The organism is Rhizobium atlanticum (assembly GCF_030182485.1).
Taxonomy (GTDB): Bacteria; Pseudomonadota; Alphaproteobacteria; order Rhizobiales; family Rhizobiaceae; genus Rhizobium.
The window spans coordinates 246,938-265,809 of record NZ_JAQJCJ010000004.1 but is presented as its reverse complement, the minus strand read 5'-3'; the positions used below and the strand labels follow the sequence as shown (position 1 = coordinate 265,809).

Sequence of the window (18,872 nt, the reverse complement as noted above, 5' to 3'; positions counted from 1 at the left end):
GGTAAATGGCGCATCCGAAAACAACGATGTTTTTGTTTTGTTCACATATCGATGGCACTTATTTTGCAATCGCTATAGGTTGAACCATGCAAAATACGATTCGCATCATCGGTATCGATCCCGGTCTTCGTCGCACTGGCTGGGGAATCATCGACACATTAGGCAATTCCCTGAAATTCGTGGCCTCAGGCACGGTGACCTCAGATGGCGAGATGGATCTCGCCTCCCGCCTCTGCCAGTTGCATGATGGGTTGGCCGACATCGTCCATAGCTACCAGCCGGATGAAGCCGCCGTCGAACAGACCTTCGTCAACAAGGACGCGGTGGCGACCCTGAAGCTCGGCCAGGCCCGCGGCATCGCCATGCTAGTGCCGGCGCGCGCTGGATTGCCGGTTTCCGAATATGCCCCGAACGCGGTGAAGAAGGCGGTCATCGGTGTCGGTCACGGCGAAAAGCAGCAGATTCACATGATGTTGAAGATCCTGATGCCGAAGGTCGAATTCAAAGGTAACGACGCCGCCGACGCCTTGGCGATCGCAATTTGTCATGCTCACAATCGCGGCGGCCACCGGATGCGTCAAGCGCTGGCCGGATAATTCGTTCTTGACTTGTTCTTTTCTCCTGGTAAGTAATACCGCGGAGGTATTACCATGCGCGTGACCGAAAAAGGCCAGGTGACCATTCCCAAGGACATCAGGGATCGCTTGAAGATCGGCCCGGGGTCCGAGGTCGATTTCATTGCGGATGAAAAGGGCGCCCGCCTCGTCGTTCTGTCCAGCCGCACGGAATCATCGCAGGACGATTTTGAATCCTGGCTCGGCAGCATGAGCGGTACTTTCGACACCAACGGCATGACCACCGATGAATTCATGGAATGGCTGAGGGGACCACGCGATGATCTCAGTCCTCGTTGATACGAACATCTTCATCGATATCTTCGGCCCGGACAATCCTTTCAGGCAATGGTCCGCACGCGCATTGAGCGCATTGCGCCCGGAATCACAATTCATCATGACACCCGTCGTCTGGGCGGAGCTGGCAAGCATGACCCCGCGCGAGGAAACTCTTGCGTTTCTGCTGTCACGGTTAAACCTGATCCGCGAGGCCCTGCCGTTTTCCGCCGCTTACCGGGCCGGCATGGCGCACGCACAGTACCGGAGGAGTGGCGGCCCGCGCGAGCGCACCCTGCCGGATTTTTTCATCGGTGCGCACGCCGTCGTTCGATCGCATCGTCTTCTGACACGCGATGGCGCGCGCTACCGCTGCTATTTCCCGGAATTGGACATTATTTCTCCCGAAACGCACCCTTGAGAGACCGCGACCCATGATCGGCAAGCTGAAAGGCACTATAGACGAGATCGGCGAAGACTACGTGCTCGTCGATGTGCACGGCGTCTGCTACGTCGCCTATTGCTCGGCCCGAACGCTGTCGAAGCTCGGCTCGGCCGGCGAGGCCTGCGTACTGTTCATAGAGACTTATGTTCGCGAGGATCAGCTGAAGCTCTTCGGCTTCATGACCGCATTGGAGCGGGAATGGTTCAACCTGCTGCAGAGCGTCCAGGGCGTCGGCGCCAAGGTGGCGCTCGCCGTGCTCTCGACGCTGACCCCGAGCGAACTCGCCAATGCGATCGGCCTGCAGGACCGCGCCGCAGTGTCGCGCGCACCGGGCGTCGGCCCGAAAGTGGCGATGCGTCTCGTCACCGAACTGAAGAACCGGGCGCCGGCCTATGCCGGCGAGGCGATCAATATCGCCCTCAAGCAGGAACTCGGCGAAGGTGTCGCCGCCGCACCCGTTGCCGATGCGGTTTCCGCGCTGACCAATCTCGGCTACAGCAGAGATCAGGCTGCGAATGCCGTCGCCTCGGCATTGAAAACGGCTGGCGAAGGCGCAGACAGCGCCAAGCTGATCAGGCTCGGATTGAAAGAACTGGCACGGTGACGACCGGAAAACCTAGGAATGGATGTCGAGGCAGCCGACTTTTGGTGTATTGCTGTAACAGGTTTCAAAACGGAATGAGAGCATGAGCGAACCCGCCCGCCTGATATCGCCGGAAAAGCGGGGTGAAGACCTTGATGTCACCCTACGCCCGCAATCGCTGGACGAGTTCACCGGCCAGGCTGAGGCGCGCGCCAATCTGAAGATCTTCATCGAGGCGGCCAAGAACCGCGGCGAGGCGCTGGATCATGTGCTGTTCGTCGGCCCGCCCGGCCTCGGTAAGACGACGCTGGCGCAGATCATGGCGAAGGAGCTCGGTGTCAACTTCCGATCGACATCCGGTCCTGTCATTGCCAAGGCCGGCGATCTCGCCGCCCTGCTTACCAACCTCGAGGAGCGCGACGTACTCTTCATCGACGAGATCCATCGCCTCAACCCCGCGGTCGAAGAAATCCTCTATCCCGCTATGGAGGATTTCCAACTGGACCTGATCATCGGTGAAGGCCCTGCCGCTCGCTCGGTGAAGATCGACCTCTCGAAATTCACGCTTGTCGCCGCCACTACCCGCCTCGGCCTGCTGACGACACCGCTGCGCGATCGTTTCGGCATCCCGGTACGTCTCAGCTTCTATACCGTCGAGGAACTGGAGCTGATCGTGCGCCGCGGCGCGCGGCTGATGAACCTGCCGATGACCGAAGAAGGCGCCCGCGAGATCGCCAGGCGGGCCCGCGGCACGCCGCGCATTGCGGGCCGGCTGCTGCGGCGCGTGCGTGATTTCGCCGAAGTGGCAAGGGCCGAGGCCGTCACCCGCGAGATCGCCGACGAAGCGCTGACCCGCCTGCTGGTCGACAATGTCGGTTTCGACCAGCTCGACAAACGTTACCTCAACATGATCGCAGTCAATTTCGGCGGCGGACCGGTCGGTATCGAAACCATCGCCGCCGGCCTTTCGGAACCGCGCGACGCGATCGAGGACATTATCGAGCCCTACATGATCCAGCAGGGTTTCATTCAGCGTACGCCGCGCGGCCGCGTTCTGACCGCAATCGCGTGGAAACATCTGGGAATGCAACCGCCCAAGGAGATGGAGGCTGCGCAGTTCCGGCTGTTCCAGGAGGACGACTGAGTGATCACCCGCCGCGGATTTTTCAAGGTTCTTGGCGGGGGTGTCGCAGGCGTCATGGCGCTCGGCGGTTATGCCTTCGCCTATGAACCGCTGGCGCGGCTCGGCATCGCCCGCTACCGACTGACGCCGCCGGGATGGACATCGGGGCTGAAGCTTCGCGTTGTCGCACTCGCCGATATCCATGCCTGCGAACCCTGGATGTCGGCAAACCGCATTACCTCGATCTGCCACCGGGCCAATGAACTCGAAGGCGACGTGACCGTCCTGCTCGGCGATTACGCCTCGGGCATGAACATGGTGACGCAGTACGTGCATTCGAGCCAATGGTCCAAGGCGCTGGCCGCACTCCAGGCACCACTCGGCGTCCACGCAATCATGGGCAATCACGACTGGTGGGAAGACAGGACCGCCCAGAAGACCGGCGGGATGGAAACCTTCGGGCACCGGGCTCTTGCCGATGTCGGCATCCCTGTCTACAGCAACCGCGCCGTCCGGCTCGAAAAGGATGGCCGCGGCTTCTGGCTCGCAGGGCTCGAAGATCAGCTGGCGCTGCTCCCGGGCAGGAAATGGGGTCGCACGCGCATGACCGGCCTCGACGATCTCGATGGAACGATGGCTCAGGTCACCGATGACGCGCCCGTCATCCTGCTTGCCCATGAGCCCGATATATTTCCCCGCGTGCCCGAGCGTGTCTCGCTGACGCTCTCGGGTCACACCCACGGCGGACAGATCCGGTTCTTCGGCCGTTCACCAATCGTCCCCTCGCGCTACGGCGATCGCTACGCCTATGGCCATATCGTCGAGGAGGGGCGTAATATCATCGTTTCCGGTGGGCTCGGCTGCTCCATTGCTCCTGTCCGCTTCGGCGTACCACCGGAAATCGTCGTAATCGATCTCGGATAAGAACGACATGAGCAAGCGCACTCCCATCCGCCTGACTCAGGGTGCTGCGCGTTTAAACTACCGTATTGCCGGCCTCGGCTTTCGCGATGGGCACGTACTTGTTCATCGCGCCGTGCACGAGCCCTTCTGGACCTTTCCGGGCGGTCGGGCGGAAATCGGCGAGACGTCGGAGGAAACGCTGAAACGCGAGATGATGGAGGAGCTTGGCCTCAAGGTCACCGTCTTGCGCCTGCTCTGGATCGTCGAGAACTTTTTCCACTACGAACAACGCGACTGGCATGAACTCGGCTTCTATTATCTGATGGAAATCCCGGCGGAATTTCCCTTTCAGCCGCATGAGATCATCCATCGCGTCGAAGATGGCGACAACCATACCTAATTCAAATAGGTGCCGGCAACGCGCGCGGCCCTGACCGCGCTCGACATCCCGCCCTATTTCATCGCTGATGAAATCGAGAACCTGCCCGGGGCACCACGTCATCTCGTCTGGCGCGACGGCAATCTCGATGACTGACGCAAACATTCCGGAGTGCTGAAAGAGGAAAGCCGCCGATGTCGACCTTCGATCCCGCCAGGGCGTTTCGCAAGCTTGCCTATAACAACGCCCTTGCCAACCACCGGCTGCTTCACGCCTGCGCGGCGTTGAAGGCGGGCGAATTCGAAGCGCCGCGCACGAGCTTCTTTCCGTCGATCAAGGAGACCCTGAATCATATCATCACCGTCGACTGGTTCTATGTCGACGGCATGGAAGGTGGCACGCTCGGCTTCCAGGCTTTCGAGGTGGACGAACCCTTCGACGATGTCGAGTCACTGACCCAAGCGCAGGCAAAGGTCGATCAGCGCCTGATCGACCTTTGCGAAGTCCTGACGCCGGAAAGGCTGATCTCGATCGTCAGTCTCCATCGCGGCGATCGTATTCAGCAGGAGCGGACGGACGACGTGCTTGCCCACCTTTTTCAGCATCAGACCCATCATCGCGGCCAGGTCCATGCGATGCTTGCCGGCACCAGCGTTGCCCCGCCGCAACTCGACGAATTCATCGTCGCCGATGATGCGCGGTTTCGCGGCAGGGAACTCGCCGAACTCGGCTGGAGTGAAGAACGGCTGATGCGTTAATCCTGCAGCCGTCTCTTCAGCCCATCGATGATTGACTTGGTGAGAAGATCGTAGTTCTCATCAAAATGATGGTCGCCGGGCAGTTCGACCACTTCGGCGCCGCTATTTTTGAGTGCCGGACAAGCGACATCATCGTCATCTTCCTTGCCGTAGATGCACTGCACCAACTTCGGATCGACGTTCTTCAGGTCGCTGATCGGATCTCCCCCTGCCCCTTCGGTCTTCTGGCCGAGCCAGCCGAGAACGGAGATGACGTAATCAACTTGGTGCGAGAGCGACAGCAGCGACAACTGCACCACGGAGGACTTCTCGGCCGGTTTGAGAAGCTGATAGGTGGCGGGCACGACATCGGCGCCGAAAGAGTAGCCGACGAGCAGAACATGCTTCACCTTCCACTGCTTACGATAGAAATCGATGATCTTCGAAAGATCGTTGGCTGTCTCCTCGGGCTTGCGCTCCGACCAGAAATAATGAAGTGAATCAACGCCGACGACGGGAATGCCTTCTTTTTGCAACGTGCCGCCGACCTCCTTGTCGATGTCGCGCCAACCGCCGTCGCCGGAATAGATCACGGCCATCGTATCAAAGGCAGGCGTTGCTTCCAGCACCGCCAGCGGCAGGCCGAGCGGATTGCCGAAGGCGCCGGAGGCAGTGACGAGGTCATCGAGCGTGTCGCCGAATACCGTCTGTGCATCGTCTGTGGAATCGCGGATCTCGATCTCGGAATGGGCTTTCTGTAGCGCCTCGGCATGCGCCCGGCCGTCCTTGTCAGCTTTAGGCGTGAAAACTGATATGATCGGATCCGGCAGGGCGCCGTCGCTGAGGCCATAGACCGTGCGTTGGCCGATCACCTTCTTGGAAGCCGGCGTGCAAAGCTCCTTGGTTAGCGGAATGCCGGCCAGCGGATCGACCGCAAGCGTCTGACCGATCGTCGCATCCGGCGTCTGAGCCGCGATCGCCAAGGCCAAGGCGCCGCCCTCGCCGATGCCGGCGACGATCGGCAGGTGATAGGCATTGTTGCCGGTCGCGCGTTGAACCTGCTGGCTCAGCGATTCGATATCCGAGACCATGTAGATGCAGCCGTCGTTGAGGCTGACGTCGTAGCGGCTGAGCGCCTGCATATAAGAGGGAAAGTCGACGCCGATGACGACAGCGCCTTCGGCGACCAGCCTGTCGGCCTCGGCCTTCTCATAATCGCCCCAGCCGGCGGCATCCGAGATCAGCATCACGGTGCCCTTCACCTCCCCTTCCGGCAGGAAGATGTGCGGCGATGGGATGAGCCCACTTTCGAAGCTCTGCGTGGTTTCCTCGGCGGCATCAGCCGGCGCGGCCGCGAGCATGCAGACGCATGCCGTGGCAAGAAGGATTGTCCTGATCATTTTCTCACTACCCCTTTCAATCCGCCCCCGATCAGAAATGTCGCGTCCATCAACGCGATCATCGGATTGCCTCCTCCGGAAACCGCAAGATAGCGCGGTTGCCAGTGCGGATGAAACTTGGATTTGAATGCCCGAAGGCCTTTGAAGTTATAGAAGCGCTCGCCGTGCTCGAAGATGGTGCTACCGATACGGTCCCAGACGGGCGCTGCTTCGCGTTTCGACATGCCGGAGAGAGGCGCCATGCCGAGATTGAAGTGGGTGAAACCCTGGTTACGCAGATATTCCATGATCTGCACGAAGAGAAAGTCCATTGAGCCCTTCGGCGCGTCCGGCGAGAAGCGCATCAGATCGATCGTGCTCTCCTCCCGGGATTCGGTGACGAGGATATTGGCGAAGGCGACGATCTTGCCGTCCTTCTTCAGGATGCCGACCGGTTGCGAGGAAACGTAATCGGGATCGAAGGAACCGAGCGAGAAGCCTTTTTCCTTGGCATTGTGATGTTCGAGCCAGGCCGTGGAAACGGCGGCGAGATCATCGATGATATCAGGCACGTCCTCGGCCTCTACCACCGCGAATTCCAGCCCGTCGCGCTGGGCTCGGCTCGCCGTCTGGCGAAGGTTCGCCCATTTGCCGCCCTTCATTTCGAAGGTCCGGAGGTCAACCACCGCCAGTTCGCCGAGCTTGAAGGCGCGGAGGCCGGCATCGGCGCAATGGGAAAGCAGCGCCGGCGAAATCTGGTAGAAGACGGCGCGGCAGCCGGCAGCGCGCGCCGCTTCGACGAACCGCCAGACAAGTTCCTGCACGGCGCGATGATCGCCAATCGGGTCGAACAGTGCGATCCATGAGCGGCCCTGCCGGCCGTACATGATGAAAGCGTCGCCCTTTTCCGAAAACATGATGCTCTTGTCGCCCATGCGCACCAGATTGGCATCGGCATTGCCCTGCTTCCTGACAATGTCGACGGCACGCGTCAGCGCCTCCTCTGTCGCCGGCTCGGGCCGGAAAGCAGCCGGTCGGAGCAGGCTGAAAATGGCGATCGCCGAGGAGATGATGGTGATGCCGAGCAAGGCGCGCAGTCCCCGCGGCGCCTCGGCGGTGAATTCGAACTGCCACCAGAGTTCGTTGCTGTATTCGACATCGCGATAGACGAAGAGCAGGATGACGACGGCGCCAACGACGATCACGGCGATCGCCATCAGCCAGGATGCCGTCATCGCCTGGTTGAGCAGCGATGCATGCCGGGTGAAGAGCCGCCGGCTAACGAAGAGCCCGAAGATGAGAAAGGCGAGAAAGGCTGCTTCGACGAGGGCAATCGCCTTCAGAAGCGACAAGGTCAATGCGGCAACGGCCGAAAACACGGCCACCCACCATGCGCCGTCGAGCCTCTGACCGAGGCCGCGCGCCGCGACCACCAGCGCGAGCCCGAGCAGGCTGGAGAGGAAGTGCGCCCCTTCGACCATCGGCAACGGCAGATAGTTGGAAAGAAATTCCAGGTTCTGGTCCGGCGTCGGCGTGACGCTCGAAAACACCAGCATGACGCCGAGCAGCAGCGCCAAGGTTGACAACAGCTGCGGCATCAGCCGTCCGCCGATACGGCGGACGCTGGAGGCGGCGGGGTGATCGACGAAACGGCGCAACTCCGCCGCCGAGACCGCGAGCACGGCGATCAACAGCGGCAAGACATGGTAGATCAGCCGGTAGAGCACCAGCGATCCCAGCACCGCGTCGATATTCACCGCGCTGCCGAGCGAAGCGATGATCACGGTCTCGAACACGCCGAGCCCGGCCGGAACGTGGCTGAGCACGCCGAGACCGACGGCGATCGCATAGACGGCGAGGAAGACCGGCCATCCAATCGCCGTCTGCGGCAAGAGCACGTAGAGCACCGACGCGGAGGCGGCAATATCGAAGGCGGTGACCAGAAATTGGCGCGACCAGGTGCGCGAGTCCGGCAGGCGGATTGCCACGGCCCCGAAATCGAGCACACGACCCTCGCGGCCGCTGATCATTACAGCCCCGAGAATGGCGATGATCGAGCCGGCAATCAGCCGCAGAAGAAATGGACTGACACCGACCAGCGGCCCGATCTCGCTGGCGATGATGATGAGGGCGATCGACGCGACGGCCGCCAGCCCAAGGCCGAAGGAGAGCGTGACGAAGGCGATGATGCGGCCGATATCTTCCGGCGAGAGCCCGAGGCGCGTATAGGCGCGATAGCGGATCGCCCCGCCCGACAGTGCGCCGAAGCCGGCGGTGTTGCCGACGGCATAGGCGCTGAATGCCGTCAGCGCCACATGCGGAAAGGGCAGCTTCTTGCCGATATATTCGATCGCATTGAGATCATAGAAGACCAGCGAAAGGAAACTCAGCGCCGTGAAGAACAGAGCAAGCAGGATCGCGCTCGGCCTCGTCGCAGCCAGCGCTGCGACGACATCGTCATAGCGCACCTCGTTGGTAAGCTGCATGATCGCGTAACCGACGAGACAGAAGACGATAAGCGTCGCTGCCGCAGTGAGCGGCGTTCTGTAACGTCTGAAAAGCGTGCGAAAAGAAAACCCGTCCGTCGCCTCGATCTCTTCCAAATTGCCGTGACCCGACATCTCTTACCTGCGCAGTTTCCAATTCGACGGGAATCATTTTTCGAAGACGTAACATGACGGGCATAGAAGCTCTATGAAGCCATGCCGACGCTACCCAACCCCGCCGCCTGCGCCTCAATCATCTTCAATTGGGGCGAATTTGCGCAGGAATACCTGATGGCACATTGCATTTTCGTAAGCTTGAATGCCTTGCGGCGGTAATGAGGTTCAGGTGGCGGCATTCATGCAGCCGGTTCGCCGTTGGCTCGCATATGAGAAGCGTAACGCGCGACGGCAGCCTCCAAATCGGCCTCTCGATCGCCCGCCACCTGCACCGTCGGCACGGCGAACTCGATGCCGCTTTCCTTGAAGGCGTTGCGGATCATCGCCAGTGCGTTGCGTCGGATGACGAATTGCTCGCCGGGCTTCGTCATCATCGACAGGCGGATCTCGATTGCGAATTCTCCGAATTGCTCGACGCCCTTCATCTTCAGTGTCTCGATGATGTGCGGGCCGAATTCCGGGTTTTCGAGCAGTGTCTGGCCGATCTGCTTGATCACCTTCTTCGCCTTAACGAGATCGGTGTCGTATTTGACGTTTAGGCTGATCTTGTCGATCGTCCAGTCGCGATTCAAGTTCTTCACCGCGCCGAGTTCGCCGAACGGCACTGTTGTCAGCGGCCCGCGATGATGTCTGAGCTTCACCGATCGCAGGCTGAAGGCTTCGACGACGCCCTTGTGGCTGCCGCTTTCGATATATTCGCCGACGCGGAAAGCATCGTCCCAGAGATAGAACATGCCGCTGATGACGTCCTTGACGATCGTCTGGGCGCCGAAGCCGACGGCAACGCCGACGACCCCGGCTCCGGCAATCAGCGGCCCGATCTCGATGCCGAGGCCGGAGAGCACCATCAGAACCGCGATGACAGCGATAACCACGGCAAGGATATTGCGGAAGATCGGCAGTAGCGTCTGGATCCGCGCATGTTTCGCCTTTTCCTCGTCCGTCGCGGTACCATCCAGGGGTGAATCGAGCAGCTTGCCGTCAATATAGGCTTTGACGACGTGCCAGAGCAGATCAGCCGCAAGCAGGATGACAATGCCTCCGATGACGCCGCGAGCGATCTTGTCGACCATCTTGTCGCCGGCAGCCATCGTGTCAGCGCCGACACCAAGCAATCGACCGAGCCAGATTGCCGCGATTGCGATGATCAGCGCACGCACACCGCGATCAAGCAACACGGTGGCGATGCGGCGCGTGGCAAGGAAACTCGCCTCGGTCTGCCGCAGCGATTTCACCGCGATCGTCGCGACGGCGAGCACCCGCGGCAGCATCAGCACATAGATGCCGAGCCAGAGCAGCCAGTTGAAGCCGGTGACCCAGAGGCCCCAGAGCAGCAGGAAATAAACGGTGAGCGTCCAGGAAATCTCGTGACCGCGCTTCTCGTCCTTATGAGGCCGCGACCAGACCGCCTCGATGGCGATCAGCAGCAGTCCAATGCCGAGAATGTACCCCACAAACAGCCGGGCGCTCGGGGAAAAGCCGAGCGGCTCCATCGACTGAATGGCCGCCCAGCCAAAGATAAAATAGATGACGAAGGTTGCAGAGCGGCGATACCAGAAGAGTGCGACGGCACGTCCCGGCATGGTCGGCGCGGGGACGCCCTGCCGTTCTTCCTCGGCTCGCGCCAGTCCGATGAGATCGACCAGCACACCACCGAGGCAGATCGTGAAACGCTGGACGATCAGCGCAACGACACAGACGATCGCGATACTCTGGCTGAGCGGCGGCCAGTAGAGGCTGAGCAGCGTCAACACAGTCGCCGCCGCGAAGATCAGTGCCGGGATGACGCGTGGCGCCAGATGCATGCCTGCCATCTGAGCCAGACGGCGACGGCGGCGGCGGAAGGCATAGCGGGCAATGCTTTCAATGATCGCGCCCAGCAGAAAGATCGCCAGGAACTGGGCGATCATGCGAACCCGGCCAGTGGCGGCGATTTCGCCGAAAAGCAGCGAGGATGCATTGCTAATCTGCAAGGGCAGCGTCATCGCGGCATCGGAAATCATCGAGACATGACGACGGGCATGCTGCAGCAAACCCGACAGGACGGACATCTGGTTTTCGGCCGCTGTATCGCCCGCGGGCGTCGCCGCCATCTGGGTCGACATCCATTGCTTGACCTCGGGCGTCTGCATGAGCTGCATCATCTCACGCACCTGGGCCGGCGGGTTGGCCGCGGCTGGCGCTTGCGCCGGCTGGGCCTGGGCAAAGCTGGGCGAAGCCACGGAGAAAAGCGCAATGAATGCCAATATGCCCGATATGGCGGCCGTCAAGCCTCTTGCCCTGTCACGCTTCACGACCGCCCTCCAACGAAGTGTCGGCGCTTGCACGAAACGAGGCCGACATCTTGCAATGGATACTCGCGACTGCTGCCGCCAGCAAGCGGTAGAAAAACCATGCCGATGGCTGGGAACAGCCGCGGCTGTCGCCTGCCCGAGCCACGCCTTCAATCCGCCATTTACGGGGCGACGGTCGCCTTGGACTCAGTGAAGGGAGCCTCAGGATTTCGAAGCCGGCTTTTCCACGTGGCCTCCGAAACCCGCCCGCATTGCCGACAGCACCTTGTTGGCAAACTCGTCATTGTCGCGCGAGGAGAAGCGGCCGTAGAGCGCCGCACTCAGCACCGGCGTCGGCACGCTTTCATCGATTGCCGCCATGATCGTCCAGCGGCCCTCGCCGCTGTCCGAGACCCGGCCGGCAAATTTCGAAAGTGCGGGGTCGGCATGCAGTGCATCGGCGGTGAGATCAAGCAGCCAGGAGGTGATGACGCTGCCGCGGCGCCAGACTTCCGCGACATCCTGCAGATTGAAGTCGTATTGGAAATGTTCGGGATGTGCGAGCGGCGCAGTTTCCGCATCGGCATCATGCGAAGCGGCGCCGATATTGGCATGTTTCAGAATGTTGAGGCCCTCGGCATAGGCGGCCATCAAACCGTACTCGATGCCGTTATGCACCATCTTGACGAAATGGCCGGCGCCATGCGGCCCGCAATGCAGATAGCCCTGTTCCGCGGTGCTGGCTGCAGCCGCTTCGGCGCTGCGGTTCGGCGAGGCTTCCGTCGTACCGGCGCCGGGCGCCAGCGTTGCGAAAATCGGCGAAAGGTGCTGGACGATGCCCTTTTCGCCGCCGATCATCAGGCAATAGCCACGCTCCAGGCCGAAGACGCCGCCGCTGGTACCGACGTCGACATAATGAATGCCCTTGGTGATCAGCTCAGCGCCGCGGCGGATGTCGTCATGATAGTAGGAATTGCCGCCATCAATGACGATATCGCCGTTCTGCAGCAGCGGCACCAGGCTCGCCAGCACCTTGTCGACGATCGCCGCCGGCAGCATCAGCCAGATCGCACGCGGATGCGTGAGCTTCGAGACGAATTCCTCCAGCGAAGCGCTGCCCGTCGCGCCGAGTCCTGCCAAATCGGCAACGCTTTCGGGCCTGGTGTCGTAGACGACGCATTCGTGACCGCCCCGCATCAGGCGCTGGACCATATAATTGCCCATGCGGCCCAAACCGACCATACCAAGCTGCATAATGAATCTCCTGGAAACCGAGATGAAGTATCGACTCCGGAAACTAGCACCCGCAGTGTGACAGGCAAGCAAAGTCTGGCGATGGGCCGCCGATCTCCTCGAGACAGCCTCGTCAGACATCCGGGGCGCTGGCCGGCTCGCCCTTCATCTCGCTGAGATACATGCCGTCGCGCAAATTGATGCCGTATTCGACGAAGGCCTTCATGCTGCAAAGCATCTGCGTCCAGCCTTCGCAGTTGAGATAGGTGCCGCGCCGGCCGGCCTCGTCCTCGCGCCAGCCGTTCTCGGCAATCGTCACCAGCGTGCCGCCGTCCTCCAGCGGCTTGAAATTCATTTCCACCAGCGTCTTATACCTTGTCTTGTCCTCAGCAGTGCCGCCGTCCCAGCGAAGCACGATGCGGCTTTCCGGCACAAGCTCAACAACCTCGACCGGCGCATCCTTCCACCAGGTTACTGTCGTGCCTTGAACGAGCGGGGCGCTCGCCCCGCCGATCGTGGTGAAATAGCTGCTGAGCTTCTTCGGGTTGACGACGGCATCGAACACTTCGGCAACAGGACGGCCGATCCGGCCGGAAACGCGGATTCCGAGAGACATGGCACTTCTCCTCTTCTCCATTGTGCCTGATGCCATTATGTTATAAAAATATAACATGTCAAGCGAATCAACCGACAACTCTGTCTTCAAGGCGCTAGCGCATCATCGCCGCCGCGAGATTCTCGACCTGCTCAAGGACGCGCCCCGCACCACCGGAACGCTTTGCGAAATGTTTCCGGAAATGGACCGCTGCACGGTGATGCAGCATCTGAAGGTGCTTGAGGAAGCGGATCTGATCATCGTCAGAAAGGAGGGCCGCGAACGCTGGAACCACCTGAACAGCCTGCCGATCAAGCATATCTACGACCGCTGGATCAGCGCCTATGCAGGTCATGCCCTGTCGATCCTCGATCAGCTAAGAAGCGATCTCGAAGACCAGCCGGAACAATGATCCGGCGTGAGGATCGGCTTGCCTTCCGGCCCGCCGAACTCCTATCCTGGCAGAGATGCATGGGAGCTCACGACAAATGACGATATCAGGAGCCGGCATACGCCGCATGCGGTTGCTGCGCAGCATGAAGCAGCAGCACCTTGCGGAACTCCTCGGCGTCAACCAGGCGACCGTCTCGCGCTGGGAGCGCGGCCAGCTTGGACCCTCGCCCGAACAGGCCGTCAAGCTGGAGCGGATCTTCGCCTCGCCGCAACATGCTGCGGCCGACGCGGCTTTAAGGCGCCTGGTCGAGGATTCCGTCCGGCCTGTACATCTGATCTGCGATAGCACCCATCGGCTGCTATCTGCCTCTCGCTCGCGGCAGGCGGAATGGCGCGCCCCGCTCAGCACTTTTGTCGGCCGCTCTCTTTTCTCTTACGCTTCCACCGAGATCGCGGCCGCCGAACAGTCTCTGGAGGTAAGAGGCTGGCACGAGGGCAGGCTGCTGTCGTTGACCTTCGATACCGGCGCCAACGGCAATGCACGCATGCCGATTGCCCCCGGCCGCGTCACCTGGGAGCGGATCAGGCTTTCCGACGGCAGCGCTGGCCGCCTCGTCACCACAATCCGCTGAGCCTGCAGCTTTCCTGCATGCCCATGCATAATTTATGCGTTGTCCCACGACACCGGTCTTTATAGCGTCCGCCGCCGACACGGTCAGGAGAGGATGCGATGACGATATTGGTGACGGGAAGCGCAGGCCATCTCGGCGAGGCGCTGATGCGCAGCTTGAGAGCTCAGAGCCGGTGGGCGCGGGGCATCGACATCAAGCCATCGGCTTTTACCGATATGGTTGGTTCCATCGGTGACCGAGGCTTCATCCGGCGGGCGATGTCGGGCATCAGCCATGTCGTCCATGCCGCGACACTCCACAAGCCGCATGTGGCGACCCACGGCAATCGCGATTTCCTCGACACCAATGTCGGCGGCACGCTGAACCTGCTTGAAGAGGCGACCGCCGCGGGCGTTGCAAGCTTCGTCTTCACCAGCACCACCAGCGCCTTCGGTGCCGCATTGACGCCGGCCGCCGGCGAACCTGCCGCGTGGGCCACCGAGGACGTGCCTCCTATAGCGAAGAATATCTACGGCGTGACGAAGCTCGCCGCCGAAGGCGTCTGCGAACTCTTCGCCCGCAAATTCCGCCTGCCTGTCGTCATCCTCAGAACATCGCGTTTCTTTCCCGAAAGCGATGATGATCCCGAGATTCGCAACAGCTATTCGGCGGAAAATGCGCAGGCCAACGAGTTGCTTCATCGCCGCGTCGATATCAGCGACGTGGTCGGCGCCCATTTGCTGGCGCTCGAAAAGGCACCGGCGATCGGCTTCGGCCGCTATATCATCTCGGCCACGACGCCGTTTCTATCGGGCGACGTTGCTGAGCTCAGGCGTGACGCGCCTGCTGTCGTCGAGCGGCTGTTTCCAGGTGCAAACACGCTTTACGCCGAACGCGGCTGGAAAATGTTCCCGACGCTCGATCGCGTCTACGTCAACGAACGCGCAAGGCGCGAACTTGGCTGGCAGCCGCGCTATGATTTCCGTTTCGTGGTCGACTGCCTGCGCGAGCGCCGGGAATGGCGAAGCCCATTGGCGATCGACGTCGGCTCCAAGGGCTATCATGACGAAGTCTTCGCTGAAGGACCCTATCCGGTCGCCTGAGATAAGACGCTGAATGCCGGGATCGCAAAGCGTCATCGAAGCCATGGGCCTTGCAAGCGTTCTCAATCCGCAGTCGCCGGACGATTACTTCCTGTTTGTCGCCAACGACAACGACTTCCTCACACAGGATGGCTTCCAGGTGGGCGCAGCCTACAAGGCGGACGCGGCGCCGACGTCGACACGATGTTCCAGGTCTTCCAGGTCACCCTTCCCTGAAGAAATAAGGACATCTTGAAAGGGGCGGACGTGCAACTCACGTTCGCTCCTGCATCCGGCGCCCTGCCAACGATAAAGAGAAAGTGCGATCCACGACGACCGATGGATGTTTACGATCCTGGGCGCCTACAAACGTAGGTGGGCACCGTGTGTCCAGGCCCACGAGCCCGGACAGGGACAGCTCCCTTTGGATCGAGTATGGCCCCAGGGATTGTGGTTCCTGTCGAGAGGCGCAGACCGCATCGCGATATATAAGGTCGTTTGCATCGGCGCGCCAGTGGCGACCGCAGCCCGACTCTATTTAATTGACATCAATTGAGTTCGGGGGCGGCCCGGCCATTCAGCTTGTCGGTGATGCCGCGAATGCGGCTCGACACCTCGCCGAGCGCCGCCGCGAGGCTTTCCTCGGTGCGGGCAGTCGCGGCAAGCACGGTGTCGCGGTTGCCGCGCAGCGAGTCGAGCTCGGTTTCCAGCTCCGCGATGCGACGTGTCAGCTCGGCAATCTCATCCATGATCATGATACCGGCCATGACGGTGATCCGGAGATCGCCGATCTCACCGAACTGGCCCTTGAGATGGCCGACATAGCTGTCGAAACGGGTGGCGAGGTCGGTCAGATGATCCTCCTGCCCTTCCTCGCAGGCCATCCGATAGGCCTTGCCGTCGATCGTTACCGTCACCTGCGCCATATCAAATTCTCTCTCATCAGCGGTCCAGAACCGCGCGGATCGTCTCCATGGCCGTCACCAGCCGCCGCGATACCTCACGATTGACCTCTTCCAGCCGGTTGGCGCGAAACTCGGCCTGATCGAGCTCCTGGGCTAGACGGGAGCGGTCGGCATGCACACGTCGCACCTCGCCCTCGATCTCACCCTGCTCTCGCTGCCGCTCAATGCGCATGTCGACGGCGTTTTCGAGGCTCGAAATCGCCTGTCTCAACTCGTCGAGCGCTGCTTCCATGGTTTTGCCTGTGGGCATCATGCCTTTCCGATTCCCGTGCAGGACCTGCGAATCGGCCACATCTGCCGATCTTTTGATTTCAAGAGGATATGCAGCTCGCCAACGGCCCGTCAATAAATCCCGTCACCCGGCGGCCTGCCTATCTGTGGATGAACGTTTGGGCGGGCCCGCCGTGCCGCTTTGGTCTTTTGTAAAGTTGCGCGAGCAAATGTCAAAAAATTGCCGCAAGCCGCTGGGTTTTGCCCCGCCATTGATTGACTCGCCAGCCCCAACTGCTATGTGTCAGCCGCTTTCACTCGATGGTCTTGGAGGCTCGAGGCCATCTCCCGACACCCGGAGCTTGCAGAAAAGCCATGACCTCTCTCCAACAAAACGACCGGATGGCGAACGCGATCCGTTTCCTCGCCATGGACGCCGTGGAAAAGGCGAATTCCGGCCACCCTGGTATGCCGATGGGCATGGCTGATGTGGCGACGGTCCTGTTCACCAAATATCTGCGCTTCGACCCCAAGAAGCCGCATTGGCCAAACCGCGACCGCTTCGTGCTGTCAGCCGGCCATGGCTCGATGCTGCTCTACTCGCTGCTGTATCTGACCGGTTATCCCGACATGACGATCGAGGACCTGAAGCAGTTCCGTCAGGTCGGCTCCAAGACCGCCGGCCACCCTGAATACGGCCACGCAACCGGCATCGAGACCACCACCGGGCCGCTCGGCCAGGGCATCGCCAATGCGGTCGGCATGGCGATCGCCGAACGCAAGCTGCGTGAGGAATTCGGTGCGGACCTCCAGGACCACTACACCTACGTGATCAATGGCGACGGCTGCCTGATGGAGGGCATCAGCCATGAAGCCATCGCCCTTGCCGGCCACCTCAAGCTCAACAAGCTGATCCTCTTCTGGGACAACAACTCGATCACCATCGACGGAGCCGTCTCGCTGTCGGACTCGACCGATCAGATCGCCCGCTTCAAAGCCGTTCACTGGAACACGATCGAGATCGACGGCCACGATCAGGCCGCCATCGCCGATGCGATCGAAGCCGCTCACAAGTCCGATCGTCCGACCTTCATCGCCTGCAAGACGGTGATCGGCTTCGGCGCCCCGAACAAGGCCGGCAGCCACAAGGTTCACGGCAGCCCGCTCGGTGCCGATGAGATCGCAGCCACCCGCAAGGCGCTGAATTGGGAGTACGAGCCCTTCGTCATCCCCTCCGATCTTCTCGATGAATGGCGCGCAGCCGGCACCCGCTCCGACAACATCGTCAAGGCATGGGAAGAAACGCTTGCCAAGTCGCCTTCCAAGGCCGAGTTCACCCGCCGTTTTGCCGGCGATCTGCCCGAAGGTTTCGACAAGGCGATCGACGATTACAAGAAGAAGCTCGCAGAAACCAAGCCGACGGTTGCCACCCGCAAGGCATCGGAAGACGCGCTTGAGATCATCAACGGTTTCGTGCCGGAAACGCTCGGCGGTTCCGCCGATCTGACGCCGTCGAACAACACCAAGACCAGCCAGATGGTCTCCATCACCCCGACGGACTTCAAGGGCCGTTATATGCACTGGGGTATCCGCGAGCACGGCATGGCATCTGCCATGAACGGCATTTCGCTGCATGGCGGCCTCATTCCTTATGGCGGCGGCTTCATGATCTTCTCGGACTATTGCCGCCCGCCGATCCGCCTCTCGGCTCTGATGGGCATTCGCGTCATCCACGTCCTGACCCATGACTCGATTGGCGTTGGCGAAGATGGCCCGACTCACCAGCCGGTCGAGCAGATCGCCGGGCTGCGCGCCGTTCCGAACCTGCAGGTCTTCCGTCCGGCCGACGCCGTCGAGACGGCGGAATGCTGGCAGATCGCCATGAAGAGCAAGAACCGCCCGTCCGCGCTGGCTCTCACCCGCCAGAACCTGACGACCGTCCGCACAGAGTATAATGCGAAGAACCTCTGCGAACTCGGCGCCTACACGCTTGCAGGCAATGCCGATGCCAAGGTGACGATCTTCGCTTCGGGCTCCGAGGTCGAAATCGCCGTTGCCGCCCGCGCAACTCTGGAAGCCAGGGGCGTTTCGGTGCGTGTCGTCTCGGTGCCCTGCACGGAACTGTTCTTCGAGCAGCCGGACGCCTACCGCAAGGACGTGCTCGGCAACTCACCGGTCAAGATTGCCGTCGAAGCCGCCGTTCGCGAAGGCTGGGACGCCTTCATCGGACCGGAAGGCAGCTTCATCGGCATGAAGGGTTTTGGCGCGTCTGGTCCGGTCAAGAACGTTTACAAGCATTTCGGCATCACCGCCGACGCTGTCGTTGCGGCCGCCGAAGCAAAGCTTTAATGAGAGCGCCTTGAGGCGCTCTCCATCTCCTCAATTCCAGGCCGCCCGGCCTATCGGGC

18 protein-coding genes, 1 other RNA gene and 2 pseudogenes are annotated in these 18,872 nt (G+C 61.1%); 13 read left to right on the top strand and 8 right to left on the bottom strand.

Annotation, left to right across the window (positions count from 1 at the left end):
* Positions 1-86: 86 nt before the first annotated feature.
* The 8 genes and pseudogenes from ruvC (at position 87) to PH551_RS08460 (ending at position 5,081) form a co-directional block, all read left to right on the top strand.
* Positions 87-596, top strand: a complete 510-nt coding sequence (gene ruvC / locus PH551_RS08495; protein ID WP_097597323.1) for a crossover junction endodeoxyribonuclease RuvC — start codon at positions 87-89, stop codon at positions 594-596.
* 54 nt (positions 597-650) lie between these two features.
* On the top strand, positions 651-914 hold the full coding sequence (locus PH551_RS08490; protein ID WP_085779335.1) for an AbrB/MazE/SpoVT family DNA-binding domain-containing protein: 264 nt from the start codon (positions 651-653) through the stop codon (positions 912-914).
* Entirely contained in the window at positions 895-1,311 is a 417-nt protein-coding gene (locus PH551_RS08485; protein WP_285192641.1) for a type II toxin-antitoxin system VapC family toxin, read from the top strand. Before PH551_RS08490 ends, PH551_RS08485 begins: the two co-directional genes overlap by 20 nt.
* Positions 1,312-1,324: 13 nt before the next feature.
* Complete coding sequence (ruvA, locus tag PH551_RS08480) at positions 1,325-1,939, top strand: Holliday junction branch migration protein RuvA (protein ID WP_285192640.1); 615 nt, start codon at positions 1,325-1,327, stop codon at positions 1,937-1,939.
* 82 nt (positions 1,940-2,021) lie between these two features.
* Positions 2,022-3,062, top strand: coding sequence for a Holliday junction branch migration DNA helicase RuvB (gene ruvB, locus PH551_RS08475; RefSeq protein ID WP_064694410.1), 1,041 nt, complete (start codon positions 2,022-2,024; stop codon positions 3,060-3,062).
* On the top strand, positions 3,063-3,965 hold the full coding sequence (locus tag PH551_RS08470; protein WP_285192639.1) for a metallophosphoesterase: 903 nt from the start codon (positions 3,063-3,065) through the stop codon (positions 3,963-3,965).
* 7 nt (positions 3,966-3,972) lie between these two features.
* Positions 3,973-4,479: pseudogene (locus PH551_RS08465) on the top strand (NUDIX hydrolase).
* A gap of 38 nt (positions 4,480-4,517) precedes the next feature.
* The gene (locus tag PH551_RS08460) at positions 4,518-5,081 is read left to right on the top strand and encodes a DinB family protein (protein WP_285192638.1); all 564 of its coding nucleotides are present in this window, start codon (positions 4,518-4,520) and stop codon (positions 5,079-5,081) included.
* Here PH551_RS08460 and PH551_RS08455 read toward each other — a convergent pair.
* The 5 genes from PH551_RS08455 to PH551_RS08435 form a co-directional block, all read right to left on the bottom strand.
* On the bottom strand, positions 5,078-6,460 hold the full coding sequence (locus tag PH551_RS08455; protein ID WP_285192637.1) for a virulence factor family protein: 1,383 nt from the start codon (positions 6,458-6,460) through the stop codon (positions 5,078-5,080). The two genes, PH551_RS08460 and PH551_RS08455, sit on opposite strands and share 4 nt — an antisense overlap.
* The gene (gene mprF / locus PH551_RS08450) at positions 6,457-9,060 is read right to left on the bottom strand and encodes a bifunctional lysylphosphatidylglycerol flippase/synthetase MprF (protein ID WP_285192636.1); all 2,604 of its coding nucleotides are present in this window, start codon (positions 9,058-9,060) and stop codon (positions 6,457-6,459) included. Before mprF ends, PH551_RS08455 begins: the two co-directional genes overlap by 4 nt.
* Positions 9,061-9,281: 221 nt before the next feature.
* Positions 9,282-11,396 (bottom strand): mechanosensitive ion channel family protein, encoded by a 2,115-nt coding sequence (locus tag PH551_RS08445; protein ID WP_285192635.1) that lies wholly within the window; start codon positions 11,394-11,396, stop codon positions 9,282-9,284.
* Positions 11,397-11,597: 201 nt separating this feature from the next.
* Positions 11,598-12,629, bottom strand: coding sequence for a phosphogluconate dehydrogenase (NAD(+)-dependent, decarboxylating) (gene gnd / locus PH551_RS08440; RefSeq protein ID WP_285192634.1), 1,032 nt, complete (start codon positions 12,627-12,629; stop codon positions 11,598-11,600).
* A gap of 112 nt (positions 12,630-12,741) precedes the next feature.
* A complete protein-coding gene (locus PH551_RS08435; RefSeq protein WP_085779345.1) occupies positions 12,742-13,224 on the bottom strand; it encodes an SRPBCC domain-containing protein in 483 nt (160 codons plus the stop codon).
* Positions 13,225-13,279: 55 nt separating this feature from the next.
* Here PH551_RS08435 and PH551_RS08430 point away from each other — a divergent pair, with 55 nt between their 5' ends.
* The 4 genes and pseudogenes from PH551_RS08430 to PH551_RS08415 all read left to right on the top strand — a co-directional run.
* Complete coding sequence (locus PH551_RS08430; RefSeq protein WP_085779346.1) at positions 13,280-13,615, top strand: ArsR/SmtB family transcription factor; 336 nt, start codon at positions 13,280-13,282, stop codon at positions 13,613-13,615.
* Positions 13,616-13,691: 76 nt separating this feature from the next.
* The gene (locus tag PH551_RS08425) at positions 13,692-14,228 is read left to right on the top strand and encodes a helix-turn-helix transcriptional regulator (protein ID WP_285192633.1); all 537 of its coding nucleotides are present in this window, start codon (positions 13,692-13,694) and stop codon (positions 14,226-14,228) included.
* 98 nt (positions 14,229-14,326) lie between these two features.
* Complete coding sequence (locus PH551_RS08420) at positions 14,327-15,310, top strand: NAD-dependent epimerase/dehydratase family protein (RefSeq protein WP_285192632.1); 984 nt, start codon at positions 14,327-14,329, stop codon at positions 15,308-15,310.
* A 37-nt stretch (positions 15,311-15,347) separates the two neighbouring features.
* Positions 15,348-15,526 (top strand): annotated as a pseudogene (locus PH551_RS08415) (esterase-like activity of phytase family protein); the annotation flags it as partial.
* Between the two features lie 83 nt (positions 15,527-15,609).
* Here PH551_RS08415 and ssrS read toward each other — a convergent pair.
* From ssrS to PH551_RS08400, 3 genes are all read right to left on the bottom strand, one after another.
* A non-coding RNA gene (gene ssrS / locus PH551_RS08410) (6S RNA) lies at positions 15,610-15,768 on the bottom strand.
* Positions 15,769-15,837: 69 nt separating this feature from the next.
* The gene (locus PH551_RS08405) at positions 15,838-16,215 is read right to left on the bottom strand and encodes a cell division protein ZapA (RefSeq protein ID WP_285192630.1); all 378 of its coding nucleotides are present in this window, start codon (positions 16,213-16,215) and stop codon (positions 15,838-15,840) included.
* 16 nt (positions 16,216-16,231) lie between these two features.
* Entirely contained in the window at positions 16,232-16,507 is a 276-nt protein-coding gene (locus PH551_RS08400; protein ID WP_011426717.1) for a DUF4164 domain-containing protein, read from the bottom strand.
* A 332-nt stretch (positions 16,508-16,839) separates the two neighbouring features.
* On the opposite strand from PH551_RS08400, the gene tkt reads away from it, so the two are divergent.
* Entirely contained in the window at positions 16,840-18,813 is a 1,974-nt protein-coding gene (gene tkt / locus PH551_RS08395; protein WP_285192628.1) for a transketolase, read from the top strand.
* Positions 18,814-18,872 lie beyond the last annotated feature (59 nt).

Excerpts from the sequence above, each read along its gene's own strand:
- ruvC (WP_097597323.1), top strand. The coding sequence starts at position 87 with ATGCAAAATACGATTCGCATCATCGGTATCGATCCCGGTCTTCGTCGC.
- PH551_RS08490 (WP_085779335.1), top strand. The coding sequence starts at position 651 with ATGCGCGTGACCGAAAAAGGCCAGGTGACCATTCCCAAGGACATCAGG.
- PH551_RS08485 (WP_285192641.1), top strand. The coding sequence starts at position 895 with ATGATCTCAGTCCTCGTTGATACGAACATCTTCATCGATATCTTCGGC.
- ruvA (WP_285192640.1), top strand. The coding sequence starts at position 1,325 with ATGATCGGCAAGCTGAAAGGCACTATAGACGAGATCGGCGAAGACTAC.
- ruvB (WP_064694410.1), top strand. The coding sequence starts at position 2,022 with ATGAGCGAACCCGCCCGCCTGATATCGCCGGAAAAGCGGGGTGAAGAC.
- PH551_RS08460 (WP_285192638.1), top strand. The coding sequence starts at position 4,518 with ATGTCGACCTTCGATCCCGCCAGGGCGTTTCGCAAGCTTGCCTATAAC.
- PH551_RS08455 (WP_285192637.1), bottom strand. The coding sequence starts at position 6,460 with ATGATCAGGACAATCCTTCTTGCCACGGCATGCGTCTGCATGCTCGCG.
- mprF (WP_285192636.1), bottom strand. The coding sequence starts at position 9,060 with ATGTCGGGTCACGGCAATTTGGAAGAGATCGAGGCGACGGACGGGTTT.
- gnd (WP_285192634.1), bottom strand. The coding sequence starts at position 12,629 with ATGCAGCTTGGTATGGTCGGTTTGGGCCGCATGGGCAATTATATGGTC.
- PH551_RS08435 (WP_085779345.1), bottom strand. The coding sequence starts at position 13,224 with ATGTCTCTCGGAATCCGCGTTTCCGGCCGGATCGGCCGTCCTGTTGCC.
- PH551_RS08430 (WP_085779346.1), top strand. The coding sequence starts at position 13,280 with ATGTCAAGCGAATCAACCGACAACTCTGTCTTCAAGGCGCTAGCGCAT.
- PH551_RS08425 (WP_285192633.1), top strand. The coding sequence starts at position 13,692 with ATGACGATATCAGGAGCCGGCATACGCCGCATGCGGTTGCTGCGCAGC.
- PH551_RS08420 (WP_285192632.1), top strand. The coding sequence starts at position 14,327 with ATGACGATATTGGTGACGGGAAGCGCAGGCCATCTCGGCGAGGCGCTG.
- PH551_RS08405 (WP_285192630.1), bottom strand. The coding sequence starts at position 16,215 with ATGGCGCAGGTGACGGTAACGATCGACGGCAAGGCCTATCGGATGGCC.
- PH551_RS08400 (WP_011426717.1), bottom strand. The coding sequence starts at position 16,507 with ATGATGCCCACAGGCAAAACCATGGAAGCAGCGCTCGACGAGTTGAGA.
- tkt (WP_285192628.1), top strand. The coding sequence starts at position 16,840 with ATGACCTCTCTCCAACAAAACGACCGGATGGCGAACGCGATCCGTTTC.